This window comes from Microbacterium sp. JC 701 (genome assembly GCF_021026215.1).
Classification (GTDB): domain Bacteria; phylum Actinomycetota; class Actinomycetes; order Actinomycetales; family Microbacteriaceae; genus Microbacterium; species Microbacterium algihabitans.
Map to the genome: position 1 here is coordinate 757253 of NZ_JAJNCV010000001.1, position 19768 is coordinate 777020.

18 protein-coding genes are annotated in these 19768 nt (G+C 72.3%); 10 read left to right on the top strand and 8 right to left on the bottom strand.

Features of this window, described 5'->3' with window-relative positions:
* Positions 1–58: 58 nt before the first annotated feature.
* Positions 59–673: an NUDIX hydrolase family protein gene (locus tag LPW41_RS03625; protein ID WP_144829862.1), complete on the top strand. Its 615-nt coding sequence runs from the start codon at positions 59–61 to the stop codon at positions 671–673.
* Positions 674–737: 64 nt separating this feature from the next.
* Entirely contained in the window at positions 738–2660 is a 1923-nt protein-coding gene (locus tag LPW41_RS03630) for a M3 family metallopeptidase (protein WP_230704144.1), read from the top strand.
* A gap of 73 nt (positions 2661–2733) precedes the next feature.
* Here LPW41_RS03630 and LPW41_RS03635 read toward each other — a convergent pair whose 3' ends face one another.
* Positions 2734–3801 (bottom strand): low specificity L-threonine aldolase, encoded by a 1068-nt coding sequence (locus tag LPW41_RS03635; protein ID WP_230704145.1) that lies wholly within the window; start codon positions 3799–3801, stop codon positions 2734–2736.
* 119 nt (positions 3802–3920) lie between these two features.
* Here LPW41_RS03635 and LPW41_RS03640 point away from each other — a divergent pair, with 119 nt between their 5' ends.
* A complete protein-coding gene (locus tag LPW41_RS03640; RefSeq protein WP_230704146.1) occupies positions 3921–7118 on the top strand; it encodes a DEAD/DEAH box helicase in 3198 nt (1065 codons plus the stop codon).
* 209 nt (positions 7119–7327) lie between these two features.
* On the top strand, positions 7328–8812 hold the full coding sequence (locus tag LPW41_RS03645) for an MFS transporter (protein WP_230704147.1): 1485 nt from the start codon (positions 7328–7330) through the stop codon (positions 8810–8812).
* Here the strand turns inward: LPW41_RS03645 and LPW41_RS03650 are convergent.
* Together LPW41_RS03650 and LPW41_RS03655 are read right to left on the bottom strand one after the other, a co-directional pair.
* Positions 8809–9501: an SDR family oxidoreductase gene (locus LPW41_RS03650; protein WP_230704148.1), complete on the bottom strand. Its 693-nt coding sequence runs from the start codon at positions 9499–9501 to the stop codon at positions 8809–8811. The two genes, LPW41_RS03645 and LPW41_RS03650, sit on opposite strands and share 4 nt — an antisense overlap.
* A gap of 13 nt (positions 9502–9514) precedes the next feature.
* Entirely contained in the window at positions 9515–10924 is a 1410-nt protein-coding gene (locus LPW41_RS03655; RefSeq protein WP_230704149.1) for a DUF6421 family protein, read from the bottom strand.
* Between the two features lie 108 nt (positions 10925–11032).
* Here LPW41_RS03655 and LPW41_RS03660 point away from each other — a divergent pair, with 108 nt between their 5' ends.
* The 3 genes from LPW41_RS03660 (at position 11033) to LPW41_RS03670 (ending at position 13493) form a co-directional block, all read left to right on the top strand.
* Positions 11033–11521, top strand: a complete 489-nt coding sequence (locus tag LPW41_RS03660) for an Lrp/AsnC family transcriptional regulator (protein WP_230704150.1) — start codon at positions 11033–11035, stop codon at positions 11519–11521.
* Between the two features lie 72 nt (positions 11522–11593).
* A complete protein-coding gene (locus LPW41_RS03665) occupies positions 11594–12763 on the top strand; it encodes a sensor histidine kinase (RefSeq protein ID WP_230704152.1) in 1170 nt (389 codons plus the stop codon).
* A gap of 79 nt (positions 12764–12842) precedes the next feature.
* On the top strand, positions 12843–13493 hold the full coding sequence (locus LPW41_RS03670; RefSeq protein WP_154096205.1) for a response regulator transcription factor: 651 nt from the start codon (positions 12843–12845) through the stop codon (positions 13491–13493).
* Positions 13494–13506: 13 nt separating this feature from the next.
* On the opposite strand, the gene LPW41_RS03675 is transcribed toward LPW41_RS03670, so the two are convergent.
* Both LPW41_RS03675 and LPW41_RS03680 read right to left on the bottom strand, forming a co-directional pair.
* Positions 13507–13923, bottom strand: a complete 417-nt coding sequence (locus tag LPW41_RS03675; RefSeq protein WP_230704153.1) for a GNAT family N-acetyltransferase — start codon at positions 13921–13923, stop codon at positions 13507–13509.
* Positions 13924–14015: 92 nt separating this feature from the next.
* Positions 14016–14537 (bottom strand): hypothetical protein, encoded by a 522-nt coding sequence (locus LPW41_RS03680; protein WP_144829835.1) that lies wholly within the window; start codon positions 14535–14537, stop codon positions 14016–14018.
* Between the two features lie 83 nt (positions 14538–14620).
* On the opposite strand from LPW41_RS03680, the gene LPW41_RS03685 reads away from it, so the two are divergent.
* The gene (locus tag LPW41_RS03685) at positions 14621–15244 is read left to right on the top strand and encodes a 2-phosphosulfolactate phosphatase (protein ID WP_230704154.1); all 624 of its coding nucleotides are present in this window, start codon (positions 14621–14623) and stop codon (positions 15242–15244) included.
* Positions 15245–15269: 25 nt separating this feature from the next.
* On the opposite strand, the gene LPW41_RS03690 is transcribed toward LPW41_RS03685, so the two are convergent.
* The 3 genes from LPW41_RS03690 to LPW41_RS03700 all read right to left on the bottom strand — a co-directional run bounded on the left by LPW41_RS03690 (position 15270) and on the right by LPW41_RS03700 (position 17254).
* A complete protein-coding gene (locus tag LPW41_RS03690) occupies positions 15270–15758 on the bottom strand; it encodes a SprT-like domain-containing protein (protein ID WP_230704155.1) in 489 nt (162 codons plus the stop codon).
* 30 nt (positions 15759–15788) lie between these two features.
* Positions 15789–16316, bottom strand: coding sequence for a tetratricopeptide repeat protein (locus LPW41_RS03695; protein WP_144829826.1), 528 nt, complete (start codon positions 16314–16316; stop codon positions 15789–15791).
* Between the two features lie 71 nt (positions 16317–16387).
* The gene (locus LPW41_RS03700) at positions 16388–17254 is read right to left on the bottom strand and encodes a spermidine synthase (RefSeq protein ID WP_144829823.1); all 867 of its coding nucleotides are present in this window, start codon (positions 17252–17254) and stop codon (positions 16388–16390) included.
* 69 nt (positions 17255–17323) lie between these two features.
* Between LPW41_RS03700 and pxpA the strand changes: the two genes are divergently transcribed.
* Together pxpA and LPW41_RS03710 are read left to right on the top strand one after the other, a co-directional pair.
* The gene (gene pxpA / locus LPW41_RS03705; protein WP_230704156.1) at positions 17324–18076 is read left to right on the top strand and encodes a 5-oxoprolinase subunit PxpA; all 753 of its coding nucleotides are present in this window, start codon (positions 17324–17326) and stop codon (positions 18074–18076) included.
* On the top strand, positions 18070–19608 hold the full coding sequence (locus LPW41_RS03710; protein WP_230704157.1) for an urea amidolyase family protein: 1539 nt from the start codon (positions 18070–18072) through the stop codon (positions 19606–19608). Before pxpA ends, LPW41_RS03710 begins: the two co-directional genes overlap by 7 nt.
* The last annotated feature ends 160 nt before the right edge of the window (positions 19609–19768 follow it).

Genomic DNA, 19768 nt, shown 5'->3' on the forward strand with positions numbered 1-19768 from the left:
CCGGTCTCCGTGGGCCGGACACGCGGCACCCGGGCCGGTCGGTTGATATACAGGGAGCATGCCCGTGCGCACTCCCGATCCCGAACCCGGTGACAACGGCGATGAGCGCGAGTCGCTCGGAGCCTCCTTCTCGGGTGCCCCCGCGGCGCCCAACTCCAATCCGGGGTGGCTGAGCGAGGTCGAACTCGCCGAGGCGCGGCGACGCCTGCCGATGCTCTACGTCGAGGCGCTGCCTGTGCGCACCGACGGCATGGGCGCCGTCACCCAGGTCGGCATCCTGCTGCGGGCGACGCCTCTCGGCGAGATGACCCGCACCCTCGTCTCGGGCCGCGTCCGCTACGGCGAGACGGTCCGCGACGCACTCTTCCGCCACCTCGAGAACGACCTCGGACCGATGGCGTTCCCGCTGCTCCCGCCTTCGCCGACCCCCTTCACGGTCGCCGAGTACTTCCCCCTCCCCGGGGTCAGCGCGTTCCACGACGACCGCCAGCACGCCGTGGCGCTCGCCTTCGTCGTCCCCGTCACGGGCACGTGCGAACCGCGCCAGGACGCGCTCGAGGTCACCTGGCTCTCGCCCGAGGAAGCGGCATCCGACGCCCTGTCCGATGAGATGGAGGGCGGCCGCGGCACCCTCATCCGTCAGGCGCTCGCCTCGGTCGGCGCCCTGCGCTGACCCCGGGCCGGGCTCGCGCGCCCGGATCATTGCCTGTGTCGGAGGCCCTGCCTAGGGTCGAAGCATGCCGCATCCTCCCCTGGAACCCCTGACCCTCCCGCGCGATCTCGACGGCTGGCGAGCGTTCGCCGAAGACCGTCCGACCGAGCGCCTCGCGCGCGTGGCCGAGATCGACGCCCGACTCACCGCCGAGTCCGACCTGCCGCTGCGCGAGCGTCTCGCGCTGTGGAACGAGGCCGAGATCGCCCTGAGCGAAGCCGCCGCGCCCTCGCACCTGGTGAGCGAGTCGCACCCCGACGCCGAGGTGCGAGACGCCGCCGAGAAGCAGGCGCAGGCGGTCGACGCCGTGCAGTCGCGCCGGTTGCTCGACCGCGCGCTGTGGGGCGTCTTCGCCGATGCCGCCGCCGACGGACTCGACGCCGACGAGCAGCGCCTGCTCGCCCAGATCCAGCGCGACTTCCGTCGCGGCGGGGTCGACCTCGACGACGCCGACCGCGAGCGCGTGCGCGAGCTCACCGACCGCGACACCGAGCTCTCGCTGACCTTCTCGCGCAACATCCGCGAAGGCCGTCGCGAGATCCGGGTGCCCGCGTCGTCGCTCGACGGGCTCCCCGCCGACTTCATCTCCGAGCACCCGGTCGACGCCGACGGGATGGTCACGCTCACGACCGAGTACACCGACCTCATGCCGGTGCGCGAGTACGCGCGCGACCGCGCGGTGCGGCACGAGCTCATGGGGGCCTACAACGACCTCGCGTGGCCGGTGAACGAGCCCGTGCTCGCCGAGCTGCTCGCGGTGCGCGCCGAGCGCGCGGCGCTGCTCGGGTACGGCGACTGGGCCGACTACGAGACCGAGACCCGCATGATCGGGTCGTCGGCCGCGGTGAAGGCGTTCCTCGAGAAGGTGGCGGATGCCGTGGCTCCCGCCGCCGCCGTCGAGTACGACCGCGTGCTCGAGCGTCTCCGCCGCGACGAGCCCACCGCCGACGCCGTCACGATCGCCGACTTCTGGTACGTCCTCAGCGCCCTCAAGCGCGAGGAGTACGACGTCGACTCGCAGCTCGTTCGCTCGTACTTCCGCTTCGACCGTGTGCTCGAGGGAGTCCTCGCGACCACCGCTCGCCTGCTCGATGTGGAGTACGTCCCCGTCGACGCACCCTCGTGGCACGACGACGTGCGCACCTACGACGTCGTGCGCGGAGCGGAGCGCTTGGGGCGCATCCATCTCGACCTGCACCCGCGTGACGGCAAGTACAACCACGCGGCGTGCTTCGGCCTGGCGCCGGGCATCACCGACCGGTCGCTGCCCGAGTCGGTGCTGCTGTGCAACTTCTCGCGCGGCCTGCTCGAGCACGACGAGGTGGTGACGTTCTTCCACGAGTTCGGTCACCTCGTGCACGACATCCTCGGCGGCCACCAGAAGTGGGCGCGGTGGACGGGCGTGGCGACCGAGTGGGACTTCGTCGAGGCCCCCAGTCAGCTGCTCGAGGAGTGGGCGTGGGACGCCGAGGCGCTCGCCGCTTTCGCGGTGAACGACGAGGGCGAGCCGATCCCGGCCGATCTGGTCGCGCGCATGCGCACGGCCGACGCCTTCGGCCGGGCCCTGGAGGTCACGCGTCAGCTCGGGCACGCCACCACCTCGTACCGCCTGCACGTCGACCGCCCCGCCGACCTCGCCGAGGCCGTCGACGGCTACTACCGCGCCGCGAGCCCCGTCACCCCGCTCGACGGCTCCCACTCGTACGCCGGCTTCGGGCACCTGACCGGCTACGGCGCCTGCTACTACACGTACCAGTGGAGCCTCGTGATCGCCCGCGACCTGCTGTCGGCCTTCGGCGACGACCTGTTCGACGTCGACACGGCCACACGGTACCGGCGCGAGATCCTCGAGCCGGGCGGCACCCGCGACGCCCGCGACCTCGTGCAGTCGTTCCTCGGTCGCGAGTCGACCTTCGACGCCTACCGGGCCTGGCTTGCCGGAGCGTGAACGACGAGGGCCGCGGCATCCCTTTCCGGATGCCGCGGCCCTGGGCGCGACGCGAGTGCGTGGTGGCGCGAGCTCAGGCCGTCGTCTCGCGCGAGATCGCCGCGATGAAGGCGTCGATGTCGGCCTCGGTCGTGTCGAACGAGCACATCCAGCGCACTTCGCGGCGCAGCTCGTCCCAGTCGTAGAAGCGGAAGCTCTGGCGCAGGCGGTCGGCGACGCCGGCCGGGAGGATCGCGAACACGCCATTGGCCTGCGTCGGCTGGGTGAACTCCACGCCCTGGATCGAGCCGTCGGCGAGACCGGCCTCGATGCCCTGGCGCAGCCGCTGCGCCATCGCGTTGGAGTGTCGCGCGTTCGTCAGCCACAGGTCGTTCTCGAGCAGGGCGACCAGCTGCGCCGACACGAACCGCATCTTGCTCGACAGCTGCATGTCGAGCTTGCGCAGGTAGGTGAGGCCGGTGGAGGCCTCGGGGTCGAGCACGACGATGGCCTCGCCGATCATCGCGCCGTTCTTCGTTCCTCCGAAGCTCAGCACGTCGACGCCGGCGTCGCGCGTGAAGGCCCGCAGCGGAACGTCGAGGGCCGCGGCGGCGTTCGAGATGCGCGCACCGTCCATGTGCAGGCGCATGCCGTGGCCGTGGGCGTGGGCCGCGAGCTCGCGGATCTCGTCGACCGTGTAGAGCGTGCCGAGTTCGGTCGACTGCGTGATCGAGACGACCAGCGGCTGCGCGCGGTGCTCGTCGCCCCAGCCCCAGGCTTCGCGGTCGACGAGTTCGGGGGTCAGCTTGCCGTCGTCGGTCGGAACGGTCAGCAGCTTGATGCCGCCGACGCGCTCGGGGGCGCCGCCCTCGTCGACGTTGATGTGCGCGGTGGATGCCGAGATCACGGCGCCCCAGCGGGGGAGCATCGACTGCAGGCCGACGACGTTGGCGCCCGTGCCGTTGAAGACCGGGTAGGCCTCGACGCCGTCGCCGAGGAGCGAGACGAACAGCTCCTGGAGGCGGGCGGTGTAGACGTCTTCGCCGTAGGCGACCTGATGGCCTTCGTTGGCGGCAGAGATCGCGGCGAGGACATCGGGGTGGATGCCGGAGTAGTTGTCGGAGGCGAAACCGCGCACCGAGGAGTCGTGGAGGGTGGTCACTTCTCCAGCGTAACGACCGCCGAGCCCACCCCTCCTCCCCATCGGGAGATGTGGTCGGACTATCCACTTCTCCGCCGGTGCGGCGGCCCGATGTCGTCCGCCCCGGAGAGAATGACGGGATGCACATGGACCCCGAGGCGATCAGCATCGCCGGCGAGATGTTCTCGTCGGGCGCGATGACCCGGGCCGACCGGCTGCTCATCTACGGCTCGGTCGAGGTGGGCGACGCCAAGGCGTACGACGGCGTGGTGGTGGCGACGGCGCAGTCGTTCGGGCCGACGGGATACGAGCACCTCGAACTGCGTGTGCCGACCGACTTCTCGCGTGTCTCGGGCTGGTGCTCGTGCGGGCGCGGGCCCGAGTGCGAGCACTCCTGCGCCGCGGCCCTGGTGCTCTTCGATCGCATGCTCGCGGTCGGCCGCCCACGCCGGCCCGCGTGGCAGCGGTCGCTCGACGAGCTCTTCGAGGTCGTCCCTCCGGCTCTCGAAGAGCCCTCCGCCGACCTCTGCCTGTTCCTCTCGATGCGCCGCACGGGCGGCTTCGGGCGCGGGGCGGCTCTCACCCCGGCCGTGCGCCCCGGAATCCGGGGCACCCGCGGCACGTGGATCAAGGGCCGGGCCGGGTGGTCGAGCTTGCCCGCGCTCCCGGCCGAACCGCGTGCCCGCGCGGCCCTCGACAGCCTCGGCCGCCTGGGCCGCTCCGCGAACGGCGTCTTCCTCTCCGACGAATGGATGCCGTTGTCGGCGGTCCCTCCGCACTCGCTCTGGCTGCAGCTCGAGGCCGTCATCGCGGCGGGGGTGCCGCTCGTCTCGGGCGGCGCAGCCCACCACCCCGTGCGCATCCCGGACGAGACCGTCACGGCCGCAGTGTCCGTCGAGCGCATCGGCGATGCGCTGGAGGTGCGCGGAGTGGTGCAGGGCCTCGCCGACGATGCTGCGGGCCTGCCGTCGTGGGTGATCGGCGACCCGGCGGTCGCCGTCGCCGTCGTCGACGACCGCGACGGCGTCGACGAACGCATCACGCTCGCGCGGTTCGCGTCCCCGGTCGCAGGCCCCGTCCGTGCCCTCCTGGCGCAGCCCGACGCCCTCTCGATCGACGCCGCCACCGACACCTTCGTGAGCGAGTACCTGCCCCGCCTGCAGCTCGAGGGCCCCGTCGTCTCGCCGAGCGGCTCCGTCGACCTCCCGCCGGCCCCGTGCAACCTGCTCGAGGTGCTCGTCGAGCACGGGGTCGGTCGGACGTCGGTCCGGCTGCGCTGGGATCGCACCCCCACGAGAGGGCGACGCGACGAGGATCACGAGGCCCGCGTCGGCGCCGCCGTTCGCGCCACGGCGGAGGAGTTCGGCCTCGAGCTCCCCGATCCGCGGGCGGTGGGGGAGTCGTCCCCCGCGATCCTGCCCGCCCCGGTCGCGGCGATCCTCGAGGGAGAGGCGCTGCCGCGACTTCGCGGTCTCGACGACGTCCGGGTCACGGTCTCCGGCGAAACCGTCCGCTATCGGCCGGCCGACGCCGAACCGTCCGTCCACCTCTCGACGGGTGATGACGACGGCAGCGACTGGTTCGACCTGCATGCGCGGGTCAGCGTGGGCGAGATCGAGGTCGACTTCGCCGATCTCTACACGGCCCTCGCGAACGGCGATCGCGCATTGTTCCTCGGCGACGGCTCGTACGTGCGACTCGACTCGGAGGCATTCGACCGGTTGCGGGAGGTGATCGACGAAGCGCGCGCCCTCGCCGATCGGCCCGGGGCCGATCTGTCGATCAACCGCTACAACGTCGGGTTGTGGGACGACCTCGCCGAGCTCGGCATGATCGCGGCGCAAGAGGCCGATTGGTGGTTGCGCGTGCGCGGGCTGACCGACGAGGCGGCGATCGTGCCGGTCGAACCGCCGCCGGGGCTGCGCGCGACGCTCCGCGATTACCAGCGCGCAGGGCTCGACTGGCTGTCCTTCCTGTGGTCGAACGGCCTCGGCGGGGTCCTCGCCGACGACATGGGACTCGGCAAGACGGTGCAGACGATCGCGCTGATGGAGACCGTGCGCACCGCCGACGCGGACGCGCCGCCGTTCCTGATCGTCGCGCCCACCAGCGTGGTGGGCAACTGGGCTCGCGAGTGCGCGACCTTCGCGCCCGGACTCCGAGTCGCCGTCGTCACCTCGACGCAGGCTCGTCGAGGCGCACCCATCGCCGAGGTGGCCGAGGGGGCGCATGTCGTGGTGACGAGCTACGCCCTCATGCGACTCGAGCAGGAGCAGTACGCCGCCGTCTCGTGGTCGGGCGTCGTGCTCGACGAGGCCCAGCAGATCAAGAACCCCGCCTCGCGCGGCTACCGCGCGGCGCGTGCGCTGGCGGTGCCGTTCACGCTCGTGGTCACCGGCACCCCGATGGAGAACAACCTGCAGGAGCTTTGGGCGCTGGTGTCGCTCGTGGCCCCTGGTCTCCTCGGGACGCGCGAATCCTTCTCCGCCCGGTACCGCGCGCCGATCGAGAAGAACTCCGACCCCTCACGCCTCGAGCTGCTGCGCAGCCGGATCCGTCCGTTCCTCCTGCGGCGCACGAAGGAGCTCGTCGCTTCGGAGCTGCCCCCCAAGCAGGAGCAGGTGATCGAGGTGACCCTCCACCCGGCGCACCGCAAAATCTACGATCGGCGTTTCCATCGCGAGCGCCAGCGCCTGCTCGGCCTGCTCGACGACGTCGACGGCAATCGTTTCGCGATCTTCCGGTCGCTCACCCTGCTGCGGCAACTCGCGCTCGATCCCGCGCTGACCGACGAGGGCGAGGCGCCGTCGGCCAAGCTCGACGCCCTCGTCGACCTCGTCACCGAGGCCGCCGCCGAGGGGCATCGCGTGCTCGTCCTGAGCCAGTTCACGCGGTTCCTCCGGGCGGCGCGGCAGCGGTGCGCCGATGCGGGACTCGGCTCGGCCTACCTCGACGGAGCGACGACGCACCGGCAGGCCGAGATCGATCGCTTCCGCGACGGCGACGACCCCGCATTCTTCATCTCGCTCAAGGCGGGAGGCGTGGGTCTGAACCTGGTCGAGGCCGACTACGTCGTGCTGCTCGACCCGTGGTGGAACCCCGCCGTCGAAGAGCAGGCGATCGACCGCGCTCACCGCATCGGTCAGACGCGCCCCGTGATCGTCTATCGACTCGTGGCATCCGACACGGTCGAAGAGAAGGTCGTGGCCCTGCGCGAGGCGAAGGCCGAGCTGTTCGCCAAGGTGCTCGACGGCACCGAGGGCGAGACCTTCGCGGGCGAGTCGATCGCGGGTGGGCCGCCCCTCACCGCCGCCGACATCCGCCGCCTCATCGACTGAGCGCACGCGGTTGGACGAGCGCGCCGGGATGTGGGAGTGCGCAGGGTTGCCCGAGCGCGCCGGGCCGCCGCAGCGCCCCGGGTCGCCCGAGCACACGCGACGCCCGGTGATGGTGCCGCCCGTGCGCGCGGGGCCACCCGAGCACGAGCGCGCGAGCGGTGACGGTGGTGCCCTGGTCGATGTCGGAGGTTCGGTCTAACGTGACCCCCATGTCCGAACCGCAGCCGTCCGCCGCCGTCGGCGCCGGTGCGATCGCCGCCCCGGCGGGAGGCAACCGCACCTTCCTCGCCGTGCTCATCAACACGGCCGCGGCCAACGTGACCACCAGCTTCCTGTGGTTCGCCCTGACCTTCTGGGTCTACCTCGAGACGCGGTCGGTGCTGGCCACGGGCATCGTCGGCGGTGCCTATATGCTGCTGCTCGCCGTGTTCGCGATGGTGTTCGGCTCGCTCGTCGACCGGCACCGCAAGCATCGCGTCATGGTGTTCTCGGGCGTGATCACGCTCACGGCGTTCCTCTTGGCGGGCGCGCTCTGGCTCGCGTTCCCCGAGGCCGTGCTGCTCGATCTGGGCGAACCGTGGTTCTGGCTGTTCTCCGGCATCATCCTCGCCGGATCGGTCGTCGAGAACATGCGCAACATCGCGCTCTCGACCACCGTGACGCTCCTCGTCCCCGTCGAACGGCACGCCAACGCCAACGGACTGGTGGGCACGGTGCAGGGCCTCGCCTTCGTCGTCACCAGCGTCTTCAGCGGCCTGTCGGTCGGTTTCCTCGGCATGGGGTGGACGCTCGCGATCGCCCTGGTGTGCACGGCCTTGGCGCTCGTGCACCTTCTGACCATCCGCATCCCCGAAGACCGCCCCGCAGCCGCCGACGAGCCCGGGCCCCTGGTCGATCTGCGCGGGGCCACCCGCGCGGTCCGCTCCGCGCCGGGCCTGTTCGCACTGATCATCTTCTCGACGTTCAACAACCTCATCGGCGGCGTCTACATGGCGCTGATGGACCCCTACGGACTCGAGCTGTTCGACGTGAAGATCTGGGGCATCGTGCTCGGTGTCACGGCGACCGGGTTCATCATCGGCGGCGGGCTGGTGGCGAAGTTCGGCCTCGGCAAGAACCCCATCCGCACGATGCTGTGGATCGTCATCGGCATGGGCGTGCTCGGCGCGGTGTTCACGCTGCGCGACTGGTGGTGGCTCTACGCCCTCGGCATCTGGGTCTACATGGCGCTCATCCCGCCCGTCGAGGCGGCCGAGCAGACGGTCATCCAGAAGGTCGTGCCCTTCGCGACGCAGGGGCGCGTCTTCGGCTTCGCGGCGGCGTTCGAGTCGGCGGCCGCGCCGGTGACGTCGTTCCTCATCGCCCCGATCGCGCAGTTCCTGATCATCCCCTATATGAACGACGACAGCGGCCGGGCCACGTGGGGCTGGCTGCTCGGCGAGGGGCAGTCGCGGGGGATCGCCCTCGTCTTCCTCATCGCTGGCCTCGTCATGGTGGTGATCGGCGCGCTCGCGTTCCTGACCCGCTCGTACCGGATCCTTTCGCGCCAGTACAGCGAGGCGACGGTCAACGCCGAGGTGGCCGACCCGGGCGAGACGGATGCCGCCGGGGCCAAGCGATCCGCCGAACGAAAGGCCCCCGCCGAACGCCAGGCCGCAGCCCAGCCGTCCGACCCCGACCGGTCCGCGTCCTAGCCGCCGGCGCCGATCTCGATCACGACGTCGTTCCAGGCATCGGCCGCGTCGTCCCACAACGCGACGAAGGCCGAGGCCACGGCGGACTCGAGTCCTTCGAGACTCCGCACCCGCAGGATCACCGCGGCTGACGACACCTCACGTGCGTCGTCTCGCGCGGCCTTCGCGTACCCCTGCGCGACAGCGCGCACCCACGCTTCGCTGGCCGCCTTGACCGCCGCGTAGTTCGCTCCGCCCGCGAGGGGGCGGGCGACCGCGGTCGACGAGACGATCGCGAGGCGACCCGCGGGGGAGGAGCGCAGGTCGGCGTCGAACGCGCGGGTGATCAGCCGCAACGCCGTGAACGAACGCATCAGGAAGGCGAGGTCGTCGTCGTTCTGACCGGCCAGTCCGCCCCCGCCGCGCCAGCCGCCGACGAGGGGGAACAGGCCGTCGACACTGGCGTGCGCGGCGTGCACGCGATCACGCAGGGCGGTCACGGCATCCGGATCCGTCAGATCGCACACCTCGGTGAACGCCCCCGGCGCCTCGGCCGCCGCAGCGGCCACCCGTTCGGCATCGGAGCCGACGATCATCACCCGCGCCCCGGCGTCGACGAGCGCGCGGGCGCTCGCGCGACCCACCGCGCTCGTTCCGCCGGCGAGCAGCACCAGCCGCCCGTTCACTCCTTCGTCGGTGCGATCGGTCATGTCGGCCCCTTCGTCAGTCCGTGCCGCGGATGCCCTCGGTCGAGGCGATCACGGGGCGCATCTTCTTCTCGAGCGCTTCGAAGAACATCGACAGCGGGAACTCGTCGTCGAGCACCGCGTCGGTGTACCCCTTCGGCAGTCCCGCGAGCACCTCGTCGGACAGTCCGCGCGCCCACACCGAGGCGGGGTGGGGCGTGACGACCCCGCGCACGAGGTCGTAGGCCGCGAGCCAGTGGGCGACCTTCGGGCGGTCGATCGAGCGCCAGTACAGCTCGTCGATCGCGTCGGCGAGGGCAATGACCGCGGCGGGCACCTCGTCCCAGTCGAACGCGAGCGAGGTGTCGGTCCAGTGCAGCACGCGGTGCTGGTGCAGCCACGCGAACAGCAGCTGTCCGCCGAGGCCGTCGTAGTTGCGCACGCGCGAGCCGGTGATGGCGAAGCGGAAGATGCGATCGAAGATCACGGCGTACTGCACGAGCTCGGCGTGCTCGAGCATCGTCTTCTCGGTGGCGTCCAGCTCCGCTCCCTCAGCCTGTCGAAGGGACAGGCGCGCCTGCAGCGAGACGCACTCGCGGAACGCGGTGAGGTCGCAACGCAGCTCCTCGAGCGAGTAGAGGAAGAACGGCATCCGCTGCTTGATCATGAACGGGTCGAACGGCAGGTCGCCGCGCATGTGCGTGCGGTCGTGGATGAGGTCCCACATCACGAACGTCTGCTCGGTGAGCGCCTGGTCGTCGAGCATGCGGGCGGCGGCGGCGGGCAGCTCGAGCTTGGTGATGTCGGCGGCGGCGCGGGTCACCCGGCGGTACCGCGCGGCCTCGCGGTCCTGGAAGATCGCGCCCCACGTGAAGGTCGGGATCTCGCGCATCGCCACGGTCTCGGGGAAGAGCACGGCCGAGTTCGTGTCGTAGCCCGAGGTGAAGTCGACCAGACGCAGCGAGACGAACAGGCGGTTGGTGTACTCGGTCTCGAGCCGCGCGATGAACTCGGGCCAGATCGCCTCGACGATGAGGGCTTCGACGTGGCGGTCGCTCGAGCCGTTCTGGGTGTACATCGGGAAGACGACGAGGTGGCGGATGCCGTCGACCCGGTGCTCCTGGGGCTGGAACGCCACGAGGGAGTCGAGGAAGTCGGGCACGCCGAGCCCCTCGTCGCGCCAGCGGCGGAAGTCGACGACCGACGCGGCGAGGTACGCCTCATCGTGCGGGAAGAGCGGCGCGAGCGCGTCGAGGGACTGGATGACCTCGTCGATGAGGGGGGAGGCGGCAGCGGTGTCCTCGATCGAGCCGTCCTTCGCCTGCAGTGCCTGCAGGGCGGTGGCGGCGGTCTTCAGCCGCGTCCATGCGGGGGTCCGTTCGACCGTGTCGACGGTGTGTCCGTCGAGCAGCTCGTGGCCGGCACGGGTGGGCGTCGCGATGGTCATGGCATCCTCCGATCGAGGGTGGAAATATTCCTGTCAAAACGCCATGCTAACGGAAAACTTACGGCATGCGCCAGAGCGCCGTTTTCCCGCACTGCTACTGTCGAGCGCATGACCGAGGCACCCTCCCGCGCAGCGCGACTGGAGGATTCCGTCGATGCCGCGATCGTGCGCGAGATCTCGATCGACGCGCGCGCCACCCTGTCGCATCTCTCCGATCGCGTCGGCCTGTCGGTCTCGGCCGTGCAGTCGCGGCTGCGGCGCCTCGAGGCCCGGGGGATCGTGCAGGGTTACCGGCCGATCCTCGACGCCGAGGCCCTCGGGCGCCCCCTCGCCGCGTTCGTCGAGATCACCCCGCTCGATCCCGCTCAACCCGACAACGCCCCCGAACTGCTCGCGCACCTGAGCGCGATCGAGGCGTGCCACTCGATCGCCGGTGAGGCGGCGTACATGCTCTTCGTCCGCGTGCCCACCCCGCGCGACCTCGAGGCGCTCATCCGCGACATCCGCGCCGCCGCCCAGGTGAACACGCGCACCACGGTGGTGCTGCAGACCTTCTTCGAGGCGCGGCCCATCGAACCCGCCGAGTTCCCCGCCTGATCCCCGCGAGGTACACGCGGATACATCCTGCGGCGGATGCCGTGTCGGAGGCCCCCGCGTAGCGTTGCGGTGATGTTCGTCCTCCGCTCTCTCACTCGCGCGCAGCTGATCACCGATCTCTCGGTCGCCGCGGCGTTCTTCCTCATCGCGCTGGCGATCGAGACCTCGGGCGCCACGAGCTTCGGTGGAATCGCCGGCGCCGTGTTCGTCACGCTCGCCTTCACCGGCGCGGTCGCCTTCCGACGCCTCCACCCCGCGCTGGGGCTGTCCCTCGCGTGGGCGGGCGCGCTGCTGCAGATGGGTTTCGGTCGCGAACCCTCGCCCACCGACGTGGCGATCTTCGCGGTGTTGTACACCACCGCCGCCTACGGCTCCCGGCGCGTGTTCTGGAGCGGCTTCGCGTCGGGCATCGCGGGAGCGGTCATCGTGCCGCTGTATCTCGTGGGTCGCGGGATGACCGCGCTTCCCTCGCCGAACGAGTGGTTCGCGCTGGTCGCTCTGCTGCTGGCATCCGGATTCGCCCTGATGCTGTCGTGGGTGTCGGGCGCGCTCGTGCGCACGGCGATGCGCGCGGCCGACACCAGTCGGGCCCAGCGCGCGGCCGAGGCGCAGACCATCGCCGAGCAGGAGCGCGTGCGCATCGCCCGCGACATGCACGACGTCGTGGCTCACTCGCTCGCGGTGGTCATCGCGCAGGCCGACGGGGCGCGCTACGCCGCGGCGTCGGATCCGGCCGCGACGGCGGAGGCGCTCACGACGATCTCGTCGACCGCGCGCGCGGCGCTCACCGACGTGCGTCTCCTGCTCACTCAGCTCCGCCACAGTCAGGGCGAGGGTCCCCAACCGACGCTCGCCGACCTGCACGCGCTGTTCGATCGCATGCGCGCCGCGGGACTCGCCCTCGACGTGCACGTCGACCCGCAGCCGCCCGGAGAGCCGCCCGCGGCCATCCAGCTGGCGGTCTACCGGATCATGCAGGAGGCCCTGACCAACGCGCTCCGACACGGTGCCGGGGGAGAGGTGCGCGTGCACCTGGGCTGGTGGCCCGACCGCGTCGACCTCTCGGTGCGCAACGCCCGGGGCACGGCATCCGCCCCCTCCACGGCCCCGGTCGCGTCGGGTGGACATGGACTCATCGGCATGCGCGAGCGCGCGCAACTCGTGGGCGGGTGGCTCACGGCCGGGCCCGAGTACGGCGAGTTCGCCGTGCGGGCGAGCCTGCCGATCGGCGCGCGGGCGTGAGCGCGGCGTCGACGCGGCGAGCGTCGGCGGGGCAGAGTGGATGCCGACCCCTTCGCGATTCCAGAGAGGTGGCGCCGTCATGACCGCCCCCGTCCGCATCGTCCTCGTCGACGATCAGTCCCTGTTCCGCGCGGGTATCCGCATGGTGATCGACTCGCAGAACGACCTCGAGGTCGTCGGCGAGGCCTCCGACGGGCGCGAGGCGATCGAGGTGGTGCGCCAGGTGCGGCCCGACATCGTGCTCATGGACGTGCGGATGCCGGTGATGGACGGCCTGACCGCCACTGCCGAGATCCTGCGCGAGCCCGAGCCGCCGCGCGTGATCGTGCTGACCACCTTCGACCTCGACGAGGCGGCGGCGCGCGCGATCCAGGGCGGTGCCAGCGGCTTCCTCTTGAAGGACTCCGAACCGGAATTCCTCCTGTCGGCGGTGCGCACCGTGCACGCGGGATCCGCGGTGATCGCGGCCCAGGCCACGCGGGAGCTCTTCGCCCACATCGCCGACGCCGGGTCGACCGAGCCCGTGCCTGCGTCGTTCGGCGCGCTCACCGAGCGCGAGCGCGAGATCTTCGCCCTCGCCGCTGCGGGGTTGAGCAACGCCGAGATCGCGGAGCGCGAGTTCTTGTCGGAGGCGACGGTGAAGACCCACATCAGCCGGATCCTCACCAAGCTCGCTCTGCGCGACCGCGTGCAGCTCGTGGTCTTCGCCTATCGGCACGGGTTGGCCTGAGCCGCACCGCCTGTCAGGAGCGCGAGAGGCGTACCTGGTGAAGGGGGTCTCCCCAGCGGTCGTCGTCGCGACGGGCACCGTCGGGGCGGAAGCCGTGCTTGAGGTAGAACGCGACGGCACGGTCGTTGCCGTCGAGCACCCACAGGCTTGCGGGTTCGCCTCCCAGCGCGGCCTCGAGCAGCGCGGGCCCGACCCCCGTGCCGTGGTGCTGCGCGAGCACATAGAGCGCGTAGAGCTCGCGCTGGTCCGCGGGGAGGTCGGGATCGCGGGTGGGGCCGGCCGAGGCGAACCCGACGACGCGCCCGTCGACGTCGGCGACCCAGGCGTCACCCAGTCGTTCGGCGCCGGCAGGGGTGCCTCCGGCCAGGCGTACTTCCCAGCGCCAGGCCGACAGGTCCTCATCGAGAGCGTCCGAAAGCGATTGCGGCATGGTCCCGGCGTGCGCCTCCGTCCAGCTCCGCACGTGCACCTGAGCGATGCGCCGACCGTCGGCGGGCCTCGCGGAGCGCACCGACAGCACGGTCATGACGAGGCGGGGCTCTCGGGCTCGGGCTCGGACTCCGGGTCGTGCGCCCAGGTCGGGGCGAGGGCCTTGATGCGCGTCGCGCGCCACTGCCAGGTCGCCCACAGTCCCGGCCACAGCGCGGGCGCCGCGGCGCCGCCGATGGTCAGCCGTTCGCGCCAGAGGGTCTTCGACGGATCGCCCGGAGCCGCAGACACCGCCATCTGGTGGTCCCACACGTCGAGCGCCGCGAGCGGACCGGTCAGCGGCACGCCCCAGTCGCGGAACACGCGCACCCGGCCGTTTCCGTCGCGCGTCTCCCGATCGGCCACCGAGATGAGCTGGCGTCCGACCGGCACGAGTCCTGCCACGCTCATCTGCACGGGCACGTCATCGCCTGATTCGAACGACGTGGGCATCGTGCCGAGCGCCTCCACATCGAGCAGGGGACCGTAGAGCTCCGCCACGGCGCGCGGCGAGTGCAGGGCGCGCCAGGCGGCATCCGGGTCGCAGTCGACGACGAACTTCAGCAGAATGCGCATGCGGCCCATGCTGCACGACGACCGTCGGTATCGACCCCGGCTTGACGCGGCGGAGCCGGAGCCTGGCGTTCTAGGCTCGAAGGATGCCGAGCAGTGATCCCCACGCGCAGTCCGACTACCAGGTCCGCTTCGACTGGGGGCGGCGGGGCTTCGACCGCCTCGCTCCGGCGCACGTCGTCGTGGTCGTGCAGACCCTCGGCCTGACCGCCCACGCCCTCTCGGCGGTGGAGCACGGCGCTGCCCTCGACCTGGCGGGCGACGACGACCCCGCGGCGGCTCTCGCGCTCGCCGCAGAGGCCGCGGGAGCCCACGTCGTCGTCGGCGGTCTGCGCAATGCCGCCGCGGTCGCCGACCACGTGCTCGCGGTGCAGCGAGCGCGCGGAGAGCGTACGAGCATCTCGATCGTCGCGGCCGGGTACCCCGACGGCGACGAGGCTGTCCGCTTCGCGGTCGACGACCTGCTCGGGGCGGGAGCGGTGATCGCGGCGCTCGGCGACCTCGGCATCGACCACGCGTCGCCCGATGCCGCGGTCGCGGGAGAAGGGTTCCGCGCCCTCGGGGGCGCCGTGCGGCATCTGCTCACCGCGAGCGGCACGGGGCGGGCGCTGGCGGCCGACGGCGGTCGCGACGGCGTGCTGCACGCGGCGGCCCGCGACGCGGCATCCGTCGTCCCCGTGCTGCGCGACGGGGTGTTCGGCCCCGCCTGAGCAGGTACGCCGCGCAGAACCCGGCTCAGCGCGGCGTCGCCGCCGCCAGACGTGTCGCGGTGCTGATCTCGCGGTGCTCCCACGTCAGCGCGAAGCGCGGGTCGAACGACGGGGCGCAGCGCGCGCACGAGGTCGGCCGGGTGGCCCGGCGGTGTCGATAGGCGATGTGACCGGCCGGGCAGGTGCCCACCCACGGGGCGAGCTCGTTGGCGGTCTCGCCCGCGTGCGTCGTGCCGCCGACGTAACCGAGGTCGAGAGCGACCCGCTTCCAGCCCGGGCCGTGGCCCGCGGCCGGGCCCGCCAGGGCGTGCGCCACCTCGTGCAGCAGCGTCTGGTGGTTGGTGTCGTCGTCGTAGCGGGCGGTGAGGTAGCGCGACACGCTGATGCGCTTGCGGGTGTAGTCGCACAGCCCCGCGCGGCGCTTGGCGTTGTCGAAGGCGAACGTCCACGACGCATCGAGGTGGAGGGCGATCAGCGCCTCGGCCCAGATGCGCACACGCTGCAGGTCGGACATGAGCGGAAGACTAAGCCGAAGCTCCGACACTCAACTCGCGACGACCTCGCGAGCGCGGCGACGGTCGGCGGCGTCGATCGCGAGCAGGGTCGATTCGAGCTGTTTGTCGGTCGCGCCGGAGTTCTGGCGCAGGAAGAGTGCCTGCTTGAAGTCGCGGCGGGCGCCTTCGTAATCGCCCTCGTCGTAGTGCACCTTGCCGCGGTGCTGCAGCGCGAAGGCGGCGATGCTCGCCCAGCCCTGGCCCTCGGCCTCTTCGGCGCACATGGTGAGCTCCTGCTCGGCGGCGGCGTAGGCGCCGCGGCACTGCATGATCGTGGCGTGCAGGATGCGCGCGCGCAGCAGGTCGCGACGGGTGCCGGCCATGCGGGCGACGCGCACGGACTGCTCGGAGATGTCGAGGGCCTCGTCGAAGCGGTCCAGCACTTTCAGCAACCACACGCGCTCGAGCAGCGCGTGCAGACTGCGCTGCGAACCGATCTCCTCGAGACGGTCCGCGCACTCACGAGAGTCGGTGATCTCACGCAACGTGTCGGGGTCGTACCCGTGGATAAAGCTCACCGTCGCTCCTCTCGGTCAGGCAGGGTTCCAGTCTGCGATGCCCGCGCCCCGCGGGCGGGCGCGCCACGCGGTCACCTCTCGAAGATGGATGCCGAGGGCTTGGGCGACGGCGTCGCGTCGGCGTCGGTGGCCGGTCGGGCGTCGCGGATGAACTCGTCGATCTCGGCGCCCTGTGCGACCTTCGCGGGGTGGGGGCCGGCGGCCATGAGCCGGGGGAGCCACTCGACGGGGAGCGCCGCGGCGGAGGCGGCCACCACGAGGTTGCCGAAGCGGCGCCCCTTGAGCACCTGCACCTCGGCGAGCACGATCACCTCGGGCAGGACGGCGCGCACCGTCGCGACCTGTCGACGGGCGAAGGCGAGGCCGGGCCCGTCCGACACGTTGACCAACAGCACCCCGTCGGGGGCGAGCAGTCGCGCGGCGTCGCGGTAGAACTCCACGGTCGTCAGGTGGGCCGGCGTCTGCGCGCCGGAGTAGACGTCGCTCACGAGGAGGTCGACCGCGCCGGTGAGCCCGGCGGGCAACCGCGAGACGCCCGCGCGGGCGTCGCCGATGCGCACGCGCACGGCGGCGCCGCGGGGGAGGGGGAGGTTCTCCCGCACGAGGTCCCAGAGCGCCGGCTCGAGCTCGATGACCTGCTGGCGCGATCCGGGCCGCGTGGCCTCGACGTACCGCGGCAGGGTCAGCGCCCCCGCACCCAGGTGCACGGCGGTGAGGGGTTGCCCCGGCATCCGGAGTCTGTCGATGACGGCACCCATGCGCGCCACGTACTCGAAGTGCAGGTGCGTGGGATCGTCGAGGTCGACGTGCGACTGCGGCGTGCCGTCGACCACCAGTTCGAAGCCCGAGACGAAGCCCGAGGGCGTGACGCGGGCGAGGGATCCGTCCGACAGGCGCGCCGTCGGAGCATCGTCGGGTTCCACGCGCATCCGTGCCATGCGTCAACGCTAACCCGCGGCCCGCCCCGCGCCCGCCCGTGTCGGGCCGCCCGCCGGTACCGTGGCGGCATGCGGGTGGACCTGAACGCCGACCTCGGCGAGACCGTCGACGGTGTGCCCACGGCCGACGACGAGGCGATGTTCGCCGTCATCTCGAGCGCGAACGTCGCGTGCGGTGGGCACGCGGGAGATGCCGCGTCGATGCGGGCGTCGGTCGAGCGGGCCGCGCGCTTCGGCGTCGCCGTGGGGGCCCACCCGTCGTACGACGATCGCGCGAACTTCGGTCGGATCCGCCGCGACCCCGACCCCGCGGATCTGCGCGCGGGGGTCTCCCGCCAGCTCTCCGCTCTCGCCGCCGCCGGGGCGGACCTCCGCTACGTCAAGCCGCACGGCGCCCTCTATCACGCGGTCACCGTCGACCACCGGCAGGCGGAGGCCGTCGTCGCCGCCGTCGCCGACCTCTCCGCGCGGCTCGGCCGCGCCCTGCCCGTGCTGGGCATGCCCGGTGCGATCGCCGGGGCCGCGGCATCCGCGGACCTTCCCTTCGTGCACGAGGCCTTCCTCGACCGCGGCTACACCCGTGTCGGGGGCCTCGTCCCGCGCGACGAACCGGGGGCGTTGGTCGACGATCCCGCGGTCGTGGCGGAACGCGCGGTGCGCCTCGTGCGCGACGGCCTCGTCGAGACGGTCGAGGGGACGACGCTCGAGGTGCGCGCCGCGTCGCTCTGCCTGCACGGCGACACCCCCGCCGCGGTGGCGATGGCGCGGGCCGTGCGCTCGGCCCTCGACGACGCCGGTGTCGAGGTGCGCGCCCCGTGGTGATCCTGCGGCCGATGGGGGAGCGCGCCGTGCTCGCCGAGGTGGCCGACCTCGCGGCCGTCACGCGTCTGCACGCGGCGCTCGCCGCGGATCCTCTCCCCGGCGTCGACGATCTCGTGCCGGCCGCCCGCACGGTGCTGGTGTCCTTCGACCCGCGCCGCACCTCCGCGGCGGTCGTAGGCGCCTGGGTGCGTGCGGCCGAGACGGCGGTTCCGGATGCCGCGCCCCCCGGGCCCCGTGTCGAGGTGCCCGTGCGCTACGACGGCGTCGACCTGGTGGACACCGCCGAGCTCCTCGGCATCCGCCCCGACGACCTCGTCGCCCGCCACCGCGCCGCGGAGTGGACGGTGGCGTTCACCGGCTTCGCACCCGGCTTCGCCTATCTCGTGAGCCCGGACTGGCCCTTCGACGTGCCGCGTCTCGCCCGGCCGCGCACGCGGGTCCCCGCGGGAGCCGTCGGCCTCGCGGCCTCCTTCACCGGTGCGTATCCGCGCGACACCCCGGGAGGGTGGCGGCTGATCGCCTCGACCGACGCGGTGCTGTTCGATCCGGATGCCGCCGAGCCCGTGTTGCTGCCGCCCCGAGCCCGCGTGCGATTCGTGCCCGCGCGGGTGCGGGTGCGGGTCAAGGGAGACACCGGCCGGGTCCTTGCGCCACCCCCGGTGTCCGCCCGGCAGGCGACCCCCGCCCTGCGCATCCTCGCGCCCGGCCCGCTCGCCACCGTGCAGGACCTCGGGCGCCCCGGCCGCGCGTCCCTCGGGGTGGCACGCTCCGGCGCCCTCGACCGGGCAGCGCTGCGCATCGCGAACCGCCTCGTCGGCAACGCCGAGTCGGCCGCGGGCATCGAAATCACCCTCGGCGGCTTCCGCGCACGGGCCGAGGTCGACACCTGGGTCGCCGTGACGGGTGCGCTCGCCGACGTCTCCGTCGACGGCCGCGCCGCCGACGCCTACGCGCCCCTGCTGCTGCCCGCCGGCGCCGAGCTGTCGATCGCGCCCGCCCGCGCGGGCCTGCGGCTGTACCTCGCGATCCGCGGGGGAGTCGACGCGCCCACCGCCCTCGGCTCCCGTGCGACCGATGTGCTCGCCGGTCTCGGCCCCGCGCCGCTGCAGGCGGACGCCGTCGTGCACAGCGGAGCCGCGGTCGGCGAGATCCCCGCGATCGACGGGTTCCTCTGGTCGGTGCCGCCGTCGGTGCTCGAGGTGGGGCTCGGGCCCGGACCCCGGGCGGAGTGGTTCGCCCCCGCCGCCGTCGACGCCGTGATCGAGACGACCTGGACCGTCTCGCCCGACCTCGACCGCATCGGCATCCGCCTCGACGGCCCCGCCCTCGCGCGCGTGCGCCACGAGGAGCTGCCCAGCGAGGGCATGCGCCCCGGGGCGATCCAGGTCCCCCCGCACGGGCGCCCGGTGATCCTGCTGGCCGACGGTCCCGTGACCGGCGGCTACCCCGTGATGGGGGTGGTTCCGGATGCCGCGCTCGACGCGCTCGCGCAGGTGCGGCCGGGCGATCGGGTGCGATTCCGGCGCGGCTGAACGGTGCCCGCGAGGGGAATGCCGGACGGGCGCACGCGGTTATACCGCAGGTCCGCAGACGCGTCAAGAATTGGACTGGACACGGCGAGTCCTCCCGCGTATGCTTGGACTTTGCGCTCCTCGATTCCCCCTGCCCTCATATGGTGGTCGGCTGAGCCTG